This window comes from Staphylococcus sp. GDY8P45P (assembly GCF_017892745.1).
GTDB classification, from domain to species: domain Bacteria; phylum Bacillota; class Bacilli; order Staphylococcales; family Staphylococcaceae; genus Staphylococcus; species Staphylococcus cohnii.
In genome coordinates, this window is record NZ_JAESLS010000007.1 from 113,138 (window position 1) to 123,409 (window position 10,272).

At 29.8% G+C, this 10,272-nt stretch carries 13 protein-coding genes; 3 read left to right on the top strand and 10 right to left on the bottom strand.

The genetic code is table 11. The features are described from left to right. Window positions 1-377: 377 nt before the first annotated feature. From KA873_RS08585 to KA873_RS08595, 3 genes are all read right to left on the bottom strand, one after another. Complete coding sequence (locus tag KA873_RS08585) at window positions 378-992, bottom strand: stage II sporulation protein M (protein WP_119535917.1); 615 nt, start codon at window positions 990-992, stop codon at window positions 378-380. A gap of 565 nt (window positions 993-1,557) precedes the next feature. Next, window positions 1,558-1,755, bottom strand: a complete 198-nt coding sequence (locus KA873_RS08590) for a hypothetical protein (RefSeq protein ID WP_107505295.1) — start codon at window positions 1,753-1,755, stop codon at window positions 1,558-1,560. A gap of 319 nt (window positions 1,756-2,074) precedes the next feature. Next, window positions 2,075-2,620: a hypothetical protein gene (locus KA873_RS08595; protein ID WP_210140246.1), complete on the bottom strand. Its 546-nt coding sequence runs from the start codon at window positions 2,618-2,620 to the stop codon at window positions 2,075-2,077. A gap of 1,214 nt (window positions 2,621-3,834) precedes the next feature. Between KA873_RS08595 and KA873_RS08600 the strand changes: the two genes are divergently transcribed. Both KA873_RS08600 and KA873_RS08605 read left to right on the top strand, forming a co-directional pair. Next, on the top strand, window positions 3,835-4,041 hold the full coding sequence (locus KA873_RS08600) for a hypothetical protein (protein ID WP_107504662.1): 207 nt from the start codon (window positions 3,835-3,837) through the stop codon (window positions 4,039-4,041). A 23-nt stretch (window positions 4,042-4,064) separates the two neighbouring features. After that, the gene (locus tag KA873_RS08605) at window positions 4,065-4,202 is read left to right on the top strand and encodes a hypothetical protein (RefSeq protein WP_192959263.1); all 138 of its coding nucleotides are present in this window, start codon (window positions 4,065-4,067) and stop codon (window positions 4,200-4,202) included. 325 nt (window positions 4,203-4,527) lie between these two features. Here KA873_RS08605 and rpsR read toward each other — a convergent pair whose 3' ends face one another. The 3 genes from rpsR to rpsF are packed head-to-tail and all read right to left on the bottom strand — an operon-like array spanning window position 4,528 to window position 5,656. Next, on the bottom strand, window positions 4,528-4,770 hold the full coding sequence (gene rpsR / locus KA873_RS08610) for a 30S ribosomal protein S18 (RefSeq protein ID WP_002484306.1): 243 nt from the start codon (window positions 4,768-4,770) through the stop codon (window positions 4,528-4,530). A gap of 49 nt (window positions 4,771-4,819) precedes the next feature. Next, complete coding sequence (gene ssb, locus KA873_RS08615; RefSeq protein ID WP_107385199.1) at window positions 4,820-5,332, bottom strand: single-stranded DNA-binding protein; 513 nt, start codon at window positions 5,330-5,332, stop codon at window positions 4,820-4,822. 18 nt (window positions 5,333-5,350) lie between these two features. Next, complete coding sequence (gene rpsF / locus KA873_RS08620; protein ID WP_019469843.1) at window positions 5,351-5,656, bottom strand: 30S ribosomal protein S6; 306 nt, start codon at window positions 5,654-5,656, stop codon at window positions 5,351-5,353. Window positions 5,657-6,046: 390 nt separating this feature from the next. On the opposite strand from rpsF, the gene KA873_RS08625 reads away from it, so the two are divergent. Beyond that, window positions 6,047-6,844, top strand: a complete 798-nt coding sequence (locus tag KA873_RS08625; protein ID WP_210140247.1) for a GH25 family lysozyme — start codon at window positions 6,047-6,049, stop codon at window positions 6,842-6,844. A gap of 291 nt (window positions 6,845-7,135) precedes the next feature. Here the strand turns inward: KA873_RS08625 and ychF are convergent, their stop codons facing one another. The 4 genes from ychF to KA873_RS08645 form a co-directional block, all read right to left on the bottom strand. Further along, the gene (gene ychF, locus KA873_RS08630) at window positions 7,136-8,233 is read right to left on the bottom strand and encodes a redox-regulated ATPase YchF (protein ID WP_107504664.1); all 1,098 of its coding nucleotides are present in this window, start codon (window positions 8,231-8,233) and stop codon (window positions 7,136-7,138) included. Further along, complete coding sequence (locus KA873_RS08635; RefSeq protein ID WP_046836920.1) at window positions 8,234-8,449, bottom strand: DUF951 domain-containing protein; 216 nt, start codon at window positions 8,447-8,449, stop codon at window positions 8,234-8,236. It lies immediately after the preceding gene. A gap of 20 nt (window positions 8,450-8,469) precedes the next feature. Further along, window positions 8,470-9,354, bottom strand: coding sequence for a mechanosensitive ion channel family protein (locus KA873_RS08640; RefSeq protein ID WP_107385873.1), 885 nt, complete (start codon window positions 9,352-9,354; stop codon window positions 8,470-8,472). 401 nt (window positions 9,355-9,755) lie between these two features. Next, window positions 9,756-10,124, bottom strand: a complete 369-nt coding sequence (locus KA873_RS08645) for a Na-translocating system protein MpsC family protein (RefSeq protein WP_107384209.1) — start codon at window positions 10,122-10,124, stop codon at window positions 9,756-9,758. Window positions 10,125-10,272: the final 148 nt, after the last annotated feature.

Genomic DNA, 10,272 nt, shown 5'->3' on the forward strand with positions numbered 1-10,272 from the left:
AGCTAAAAAAGCTACCTCCAATAACATCTACAATAAATGATGCGATAGTTGCAAACACCTTTCTAAGAAATTTCATATAAAAGTCCACACAAATATTGTTTTAAATATGATTTCATACTAACACACCCTCGATTAAATTTATATTGTGTATAAAATCGATAATAATTTTTAGTGAATCGTTTATTTTAATAAGAAATACATAGCGATAGTTAACACACTAAGACCAATTACATAATTTAAAAATGTTCTGATTTTTATTTTTGTTAGATTTGTCATTTTATCACGTCGATATATTTTTTGATGTATTAATAATTATCGAAAAAGTAAAATTAGTCTATATTAACCACCCACCAACGCTTCTGTTGATGAGTGGTTCATTAAATACCTGTGAGAAGCGAATATAAAAGCTCTCTTAAATATTCTTCACAAAATGCTGCTAATATTATTACTGGTATCACCGTAAATATATAGATTTTTATTGTACTAAAAAGTGATTTTATAACAGATGTTCGTTCACTATTATTCTTATTAAATAGCTCTCTGATTTTACTTCGAATTGATTTATTTAGCTGAAACAATACACTTGCAAATATACAGAAACCTAAAATTTCTAGAGTAGTGTGAGGAAATACAGATATGATGTTAGCTATAGCTTTATAAAAATCAATTTTTAATAAAATACCAATCACAATACCTGGCAATATAGAACTATATATCAAATTAAAAAAGTATAAAAATTGAATAGGTATTAGTGAAAGCAAAAACATTTGTAATGGAACTATAAAACCATTATTTACGATATATATAATAACTGCACTTAGTCCTGAAGATTGTTTAACAGAACTGGATATATCGTTATCTATACCTTTAATCATTGCTTCCACATTCATATCGATACTATATGTAATTACAATCGTTAAGATCATTATACTCAGACTAAATAAAAATATTTTTAGAGTTCTAATAATAAATTCTTTATCAATAACAAACATAGAGTTCTCCTTGTATTTTATGTAATTCACAACCAACCACAAACTAACATATTAGTAAATATGAATAACCTCCATCAGCACGTATTGGTGTTTAGAATTGTATTATACATATTAACTTATTTCTTTTTTCATCCATAAAATACAATGACAGTAAAGCAAAGAAAGCACTAACAATCCATAATCCAGAAATATAAAATAAAATAGCTGTTAACCCAGAGAAAGTAATCTTTAAAATTTTCAAATCTTTTTTTTCATAAACTTCCACCTTTTTTTAAACCTTCTTCTACAATAACAGATCATACAAACCCTATTAACCCATTAATCAAAGATGGCCAAAAATTCATATCTCCCATATAAACAGAAACTAAAAAAAATAATCCCCCAGTCACTATACAAATTATTCATTGACTTGATTTTATAGACTAAAATACTTACTTCTAGCAACCTTTAATTCAGTTTATTTAATCTTATTCAGAATATAAATATAAAAAAATAGGTCAAGTACATAGTTGTTTATCCTACATACCACTCCTCATATCAGAAATATTGGGTTACATACTTCTATTTAAAAACCTTTACGTTTAATTTGTCTGTATACAAATATGATTGCAATTAATAAAGTTATACTATCAAGTATCTTTATAAAAATTGAACCAAACTCTAAAATTTCAATTTGAAAAATTGCTCCTATTATAGGTAAGAAAATATTAAAACCTATTAATACTAATAAAATTGCTAATATTACTTGTTGTGATTTAGGCATAACAAACACCTTCATTTCTTATTATATAAAAGCTAAATATTAACATTAAAAGAAACCCACTCCACAAATCTATAGAGTGGGTTATATATCTATTTAAACCCTTAGTGTAAAGAAATATTAAACAGAAGTATTTTCATTACTTTTTATTATTAGAGTTAGAAGAAAATAAAAATGCACCAAAAAATAATAATGGGAAGATGGCAAATAAACGTATATTAAAAGAATTATCATCAAAAATAATTGGCAAAGAAATATAAATTATAAATGTTATTACTAAAAATATTAGATAAATTTTTTTATTATTACTCATATGTAAAACCTACAAAACAATTGCTATAAACGCTCTAGCAACGACATATGCAAATTGTTTATTAAAACCAAAATTATTAGATAACCCATTCGCTATGCCACCCGCTAAATTGCCTTCAAACCCTGTTAAAATATCACAAAATTTATTGATACTTTGATAATGGAACATAACGAGTTTAGTTCCAGTTGTATTTTCTATTTTCTTTACCAATTTGTTCCATGCCTTTTCACCGACTTTATTTACAGTAGCTCTAATTGCTTGGGCTCCTGCTTTTGCAGTCATTGTGGCTTTGCCTCTTTCAGCTACACCATCTCTATAATTTTTCACTTGCCCTTTTAGCCTTTCAGCAACTGCCGGATCTTTAAAATCACTTTTACTATTATCAATCTCTTTTAATAGTGCATCACCAATCTCTTTTCTTTGATTCATTTCTTTATCTATTTCACTTATAGTTTCAGCATTAGCTTTACCAGAATCAATAGTAAAATATACAGGACCAGATAAAATCGCAGTAGCTACACTAGCAGTTAATATTTTTTTAATTTGCTTATTCAATATTAAATCTCCTTTTATATAATAATTCTCCCTAATTACTATATAAATAACATCCCTTTATAAGTTTAGCACAATTAATATGCAATTAAATTAAGGTAGTGTAAATATTAAATTAAAGCATCCAATAACTCTTAGACAATATATATAATATACGCTTTCAATTTGGCACAATTTCACAAAAAAAGTGATATATTTAGTTAATCTTATCAGCATTGTTTAATTTATATTGCGTATATTCAATTATTATTTACCTCTTTAAAAATAATTTTTTTGTGTATGAACGATAGCTCCCCAGCATTTATAAAACCTCTATCACTACAATCATTAAACTGCATTATCACACGATATCATTCCAAGAACTAATGTTCATTTTTACATTGTTAACAATTAAATATTTCCATGCTATCCTTATACAAAAAGGTGATTAACAATGAGCTTACCTGTTCAATAATATTAGGAATCATCATTATACTTATTTATGCTTACTTTTGGGTATCTATATATCGTTGGGAAAATAATAAAAGAGTAAAACGTAACAATTTTAAACCTATGACTAAAAAGTTGGTTTATTGGAATTTATTAGTGCATAGTATTTTTGCTACAATTTTCGTTATTATTGCAATCTACTTAAGTTATTTTAAATAAGTTACTTTAAAACCATAATACTGATCAAACAAGATGTCCCTATAGATAACAACTTTCTGAAATAGTATTTTGATAAACTTGAGCCATTACTTTTTGAGTAATAATAGCATTTATTGACTTTGTCGTATTGCAATCGGACTTTTTGTCTTTTGGTTATCTAGTCATATTTTAATAATAAACAGATGCACAAATTTAGTGCATTAGCCCGTAAATTAACAAAATGTTGAAAAAATTTTATTCACCTCTTCAAATTTATGAATTGTAAAATTCAACGATCAAACAAAAATTCAATAAATAATACCCATTACTTACATAAAGGAGCATCATTGTGGATATACTTATAGGAATCATAATCAAAATAATAGATATAATTGTAGCTATAGTAAGCTTATTTGAACGGGAAACATCAAAGTTATTGAGTAAGATGTTTATACGTAAAAATAAGAAAGAAGATGAGATAAAAGAATAGCAAGTACCCATTACGTGTCTTTGCACACTTACACCCTATTTTAAGATTGTGAGTTACATAGTAATAATTTAATTAAGCAGCGTTGAAAGGAGAGGTTCAAATGAGTAAAGCAATGACAGTACATCATACAATTAATATAATCCTATTAATTATACTTTTAACATTAAATTACTTTAGTATTAGCAATTTAGCGGTTTCTATAATATTAGCTTTGGCAATCGTTATTAATACTATTTTATTTATCAGAACAAACAAGAAACAAATTGAAAAAGATGGCATGACTATAGATGACTATAAGAAAAAGTAATATAAATTCTATTGAAGGTTTCTATGAAATTCGGTAAGTATAAATACGATTACAACTATTTACTGATGGCAATACCACTCTTAGTAGTATCAATATTTGTACCAGCAGTTTTTGTAGCATTTCTAATTTGCTTAATATGTGGATTTGAAGAACAAAAATAGTTTAAGGATATTTTTATGAAGGTTGTTAAGTTTAAAATCGATAAAACTTACTATGTTTTATATTTATCATTCATTGCGTTATCTACAACAATTCCTTTATTTTTAGCAATTAGCGCAATATTTCCATTTTTAGGATTTTTAAAAAGAAAATTAAAGTTATGAAAGATTAAAGTGAGTAAAGCAATGATTACACATCACACGCTTTATATTGTATTGATGATAGTTTTAATAACATTGAATTATTTTTCTGCCCTTTTTACAAATAAAAATCCACAAAAATAACCCCGTAGGTATATGCCTACGGGGTTTTCAGATATAATATCTATTATTGTTCTTCTTTAACATATGGTAATAATGCCATATGACGAGAACGTTTAATAGCTAATGTCAACATACGTTGATATTTAGCTGAAGTACCTGTTACACGACGTGGTAAAATTTTACCGCGTTCTGAGATAAAACGTTTTAATAATTCTGTATCTTTATAGTCGATGTGTGTAATTCCGTTTGCTGTGAAATAACAAACTTTTTTACGACGACGTCCGCCTCTTCTTGGTCCACCTGCCATGGTAACTGCCTCCTTTTAATAGTTTTTTAATTTTATGCGTTCATTATAATTAGAATGGTAAATCATCATCACTAATATCAATAGGGCCGTTTGCATTTGCAAATGGGTTATCTGATTGATTATTGTTTGATGAATTATTATTATTGTTATTGTTTTGATAAGATGACGTATTTTGTCCGGATTGTTGTCCACCAAAATTCTGGAAATTATTATTTCCTTCTTGAGCATGACGCTGATTTTGGTTTTTAGGTTCAAGGAATTGAACGCTATCGCAGACAACTTCAGTTACAAATATACGACGACCTTCTTGGTTTTCATAGCTACGTGATTGAATGCGACCGTCAACGCCAGCTAGACTACCTTTGAATAAGTAGTTATTTACATTTTCTGCTTGTTTTCTAAAAACAACGCAGTTAATGAAATCAGCTTCGCGTTCCCCTTGCGCATTTGTAAACGTACGATTTACTGCTAGAGTAAAAGTCGCAACACTCACGCCTGAGGGTGTTGTTCTATATTCTGGATCTTTCGTTAAACGACCGACTAAAACAACTCTATTTATCATTTAAACGACCCCCATTTATTATTTTCTTGTCTTATCTTCGTCTTCACGAATTACGATATAACGGATGATATCGTCTGTGATTTTAGCTAAACGTTGGAATTCGTCAGTCGCTTCATTGTCTTCAGTTTGGATACGTACGATGTTGTAGTAACCTTCACTGAAATCATTAATTTCATAAGCTAAACGACGTTTGCCCCAATCTTTAGTTTCTAAAACCTCTGATCCGTGAGAAGCTAAGATACCGTTGAAACGTTCAACGACAGCTTTTTTAGCATCTTCTTCAATGTTCGGACGAACGATGTACATAACTTCATATGTTCTCATTTTATAATTGCACCTCCTTGTGGTCTATGCGGCTCACCATCATTGTGGTAAGCAAGGAATAATTTTCATTACTCACAATCAAGAATTATAGCACAGAGCTTTACATTTTACAATGATTATCAGACGTTCAAAATGACATTTTTGCATCATGTTTCATATGAAACATTTTATCAACTCAGCATCCACAGCTCTCAAGTTAATACAATACTTTATATAAAAAATTACATATTATATTCATTTTCAAATGATTATAAATAAATTTAAAAGCCATTCCAGATAAACTTGATAAATCATTTTAATTCTAATAGCATATCATGTACGTTCTTGATTTGTATCATTACAATCATAGGGCGTGTTTACATAACTCAAAATTAATCAAAGGAGATTTATATGACTTCAGTTATTAAAAAAGGATTGCTGTCCATGAGTGTCCTGTTTGCCACTACAATAACATTTAATACTGTACACGCAGCTGAAAATACAGCAAATCAAAAAGGAACAATGGGATATGACTATCAAAAATATATTGAAAAGCATCCGGAAGAAAAAAATAATGAAACTCAAGAAAGTGCCTTTCGTTCTAATGCCAGTACAACAGCTTCTGGTGAACGTGTCTTAGATATTTCTGAATGGCAAGGTAAGCTTTCAGCGCAACAAGTCAAAGATTTAAAAGCAAATTATGATTTCATTATTATTCGTGCACAATATGGTTCTGAAAAAGTCGATGCGGCATTAGAGCATAACTCAAATTTATTAGATAAATATAACTTAGATTTTGGTGTTTACTCTTATAGTATGTATGAAAACCCTGATGATGCCAGATATGAAGCACAAACCTTGTACAATCGTGCACCTAAAGCCAGTTTTTATATTAATGATTTTGAAGAAAATACTGTGACATCGGGTACCGCTGATGAAAGTACAACTGCATGGTATGACAAAATGCGTAGCCTTGCAGGAGACAAAAAAATCTTATTTTATTCATATGAAAACTTTATGAAAGAACATGCTACAGAATCAGTGGGACAATATGATGGCTATTGGCTCGCTAACTATAACCAAGAACAACCAACGCAAGAACATGTGTTATGGCAATATACAGATAGCTATGCCTCACCTGAATTAAACCAAAATGTCGACGCCAATTATACGGGGCCTGGTGTGGACACATCATGGTTTACATCTTAAGTTTTTCATTGCAGCATTCGTAATATTATTTTGATAGGTAAAACTTAACACAACCAACGTCATGTCACTTTTACTTATAACCTATATTCGAATCACCGTATATTTTTATGTATTTCATTCAAAAGAATTAAGAAGTATATATAGTTTAAAATTTTAACCTTATGCCAGTTAAATTTAATGAAAACATTTCTATGAACCAAATGAATATTCTAGACTCCCGGCATACTTACTATCCAAATTTCTGAAAAAAGCTTACGCATTACAATATTAAGTAACGCGTAAGCTTTTATTTTATACATTAAATCTAAAGTGAACGATGTCTCCATCTTTCATGATATATTCTTTACCTTCTAATCTTTGTTTCCCAGCTTCTTTAGCACCATTTTCACCATTAAACTCTACATAATCATCATAGCTTGTCACTTCTGCACGTATGAAGCCACGTTCAAAGTCAGTATGAATAATCCCTGCACATTGTGGAGCTGTCATGCCTTTAATGAATGTCCATGCACGTACTTCTTGTACACCCGCTGTAAAGTAAGTTGCCAAACCTAATAAGTCATAAGTTGTGCGAATTAAACGATCTAAACCAGGCTCTTCAATGCCTAAATCTTCTAAAAACATTGCTCTATCATCATCATCCAATGTAGCAATTTCTTCTTCAATCTTAGCACTGATGACAATGACTTCTGAACTTTCTTTATCAGCATATTCACGAATAGCTTGAACTTTTTCATTATCTTCATCGCCAATTTCGTCTTCTCCGACATTAGCAATATATAACATTTCTTTAGATGTTAATAATTGTGCTTGGTTTACGTATTTTTGATCTTCTTCAGTAAATTCTAAACTTCTTACTGGATTACCTTCTTCTAAAGCTTCTTTAATTCTTGATAAAATGCGAACTTCATTAACCGCATCTTTATCTTTTTGTCTTGCCATTTTTTCTAATTTTGGTAGACGTTTTTCAACTGATTCCAAATCCGCCAATACAAGTTCCATATTGATTACTTCAATATCATCAATAGGATTAACACGACCAGAGACATGCGTCACATTATCATCATCGAATGCACGTACGACTTGGCAAATTGCATCAACTTCACGAATATGAGATAGGAATTTATTTCCTAATCCTTCACCTTTTGAAGCCCCTTTAACAATCCCTGCAATATCAGTGAATTCAAAAGTTGTGGGAATTGTTTTCTTTGGTTGTACCATATCTGTCAATACATCTAATCTACTATCTGGAACTTCAACAATCCCAACGTTAGGATCAATCGTTGCGAATGGGTAATTCGCTGCGAGCGCACCCGCTTTAGTAATTGCATTAAAAAGTGTTGACTTCCCTACGTTTGGAAGCCCAACGATACCTGCTGTTAGAGCCATTTATTCATTCTCCTTATTTTCAGTATCTTGATGAGATACTAATATTTTTTTCAGTTTTTTATTAAATGTTTGTCGCGGAATCATAATGCTTCTTTGACAATTTTCACATTTTATTCGGATATCTGCCCCTACACGAATGATTTTAAAACGATTCGTCCCACAGGCGTGTTGCTTTTTCATCTCTACAATGTCATTTAAACCGTAATTTGATGTCATTCTGTCACTCCTCCGAATATTTAAGCATTATTTTGTTGATTAGGATCATATTGTAACATCATCGGCTTAGGTGTTTTAATATCTTTTTGCTTAAACAATTTAAATATTTCTTTTCTTAAAATACGCGCTCCGGAAGCACCTTCGCCCGGAATTGTTTCAGCAGATACACTCAATACAATTTCATCTCGACTGATTGAATTGATACCAATAACTTGCGGTGTAGAGATAAACAAATAATAATTTGTTTGTATAGATTGAAAATGGTCTGTTAAGACATTTTCTACTTGATCAATATCTTCCTCTACTGAAACTGGGATTTCGACAATTGCTTCACCATTAGTCACTGAATAATTTGTAATCTCACCCATACTGCCATTTGGTAATGTCGTTAATTCACCTGTAATGGTATTTATTTTTGTTGATCTTAAACCGATGACTTTAACTGTACCTTCAGCAACAGTTGTACCACCATTATTTATTTTAACATAATCTCCTACATCAAATTGATTTTCGAATATAATGAAGAAACCAGTGATAATATCTTTAACAACTGTTTGTGCACCAAAACCAACAGCTAAACCAACAACCCCAGCACTTGCAATAATACCTTCAACACTAATACCAAACTTGCTTAAAATGGTTGTTAACACTACAAACCATACCACATACGCTACGATATTTTGAACTAATGATATTAATGTTGCTGAACGTTTTTTATTCGCTTTTTTACCTTTATTTTGTATTTTGAAAAATTGTTCTATTCCTTTATTAATAAAACGCAATACTATCCACGCTACTATGATATATATCACAATCATAATAAGATTGGAAATTAGCGTTTGATATGTTTCTGGTTTAGTTAAAGGTTCTATTAAGGAATACATGATACTTTTGATTTGATCCAATAATATTTCCTCCCTTAGTCAAAGACTCTTCTCATTCTATTATAATTATTTAAACTGTTAAACACATCCAACTTCCGACTAAATTTGTCTAACGAATAAACGTATCATTTTGGGTATATATCTACTTTCATTTACATAGAAAGCATGCTACAGCTTGTATGATTATAATCAGAAATCCCCATATTATCATTACCCACTTTATACTATCAATTTTTAATTATAGTTTATATAATTTTTACGTTTAATTAAATTTAAATTATGTAATTTAAAAAAGACAAAAGAAAAAGAACCATAATTTAAAATTATGATTCTCTAATACTCAGTAAGTAATATTACTACAAACATCCCATGAAATAAAGCATTTCCTCGGTTTTTAGTTATCACTTTCATCAATAATTTCTTTATTCTGCTATTTTTTGCTCAAGATTATTGTAAAGTTTAAATATCATGACACGTTCACCTGTTTTAGAACTTAAATCCGTGTGAAATCCTTTGACTGCTTCACCAGTAACTGAAAAAACAATATCATCAAGTGCTTCTATACCGGATTCTACAAGTTTAGATCTAGTACGTTTAATTGTTAATAATCCTTCATGTGTCTCACAAACTTTATATTCAGCTTGTGTCAACACACCTTGTAAACTAACAATAATCATATCACGCAAAATATCAGTTTTTACAGACAGTGAGCCACGACCAAGAAAGTCTTTTTCCCATTGTGTAATTGCTTTACTGATTTCAGACTCATAGGTACCTTTAGTTGTTTTCATGTCGAATGCATCTCCCATAGAATCAAAATTAATTGTCGTATTATTTAATAATGCTAACATTATCATTTTTATATATTTTTCTCCATAGTTATGCGCAATTACCTAGAAAATAATTTGATAAATCATATAAAAATCATTTGCTTATTCT

Coding starts and splice junctions, on each gene's coding strand:
- KA873_RS08635 (WP_046836920.1), bottom strand. CDS start 8,449: ATGACATCAAATTACGGTTTAAATGACATTGTAGAGATGAAAAAGCAA.
- KA873_RS08645 (WP_107384209.1), bottom strand. CDS start 10,124: ATGAAAACAACTAAAGGTACCTATGAGTCTGAAATCAGTAAAGCAATT.
- ychF (WP_107504664.1), bottom strand. CDS start 8,233: ATGGCTCTAACAGCAGGTATCGTTGGGCTTCCAAACGTAGGGAAGTCA.
- KA873_RS08625 (WP_210140247.1), top strand. CDS start 6,047: ATGACTTCAGTTATTAAAAAAGGATTGCTGTCCATGAGTGTCCTGTTT.
- rpsF (WP_019469843.1), bottom strand. CDS start 5,656: ATGAGAACATATGAAGTTATGTACATCGTTCGTCCGAACATTGAAGAA.
- KA873_RS08600 (WP_107504662.1), top strand. CDS start 3,835: ATGAGTAAAGCAATGACAGTACATCATACAATTAATATAATCCTATTA.
- KA873_RS08585 (WP_119535917.1), bottom strand. CDS start 992: ATGTTTGTTATTGATAAAGAATTTATTATTAGAACTCTAAAAATATTT.
- KA873_RS08590 (WP_107505295.1), bottom strand. CDS start 1,755: ATGCCTAAATCACAACAAGTAATATTAGCAATTTTATTAGTATTAATA.
- KA873_RS08605 (WP_192959263.1), top strand. CDS start 4,065: ATGAAATTCGGTAAGTATAAATACGATTACAACTATTTACTGATGGCA.
- rpsR (WP_002484306.1), bottom strand. CDS start 4,770: ATGGCAGGTGGACCAAGAAGAGGCGGACGTCGTCGTAAAAAAGTTTGT.
- ssb (WP_107385199.1), bottom strand. CDS start 5,332: ATGATAAATAGAGTTGTTTTAGTCGGTCGTTTAACGAAAGATCCAGAA.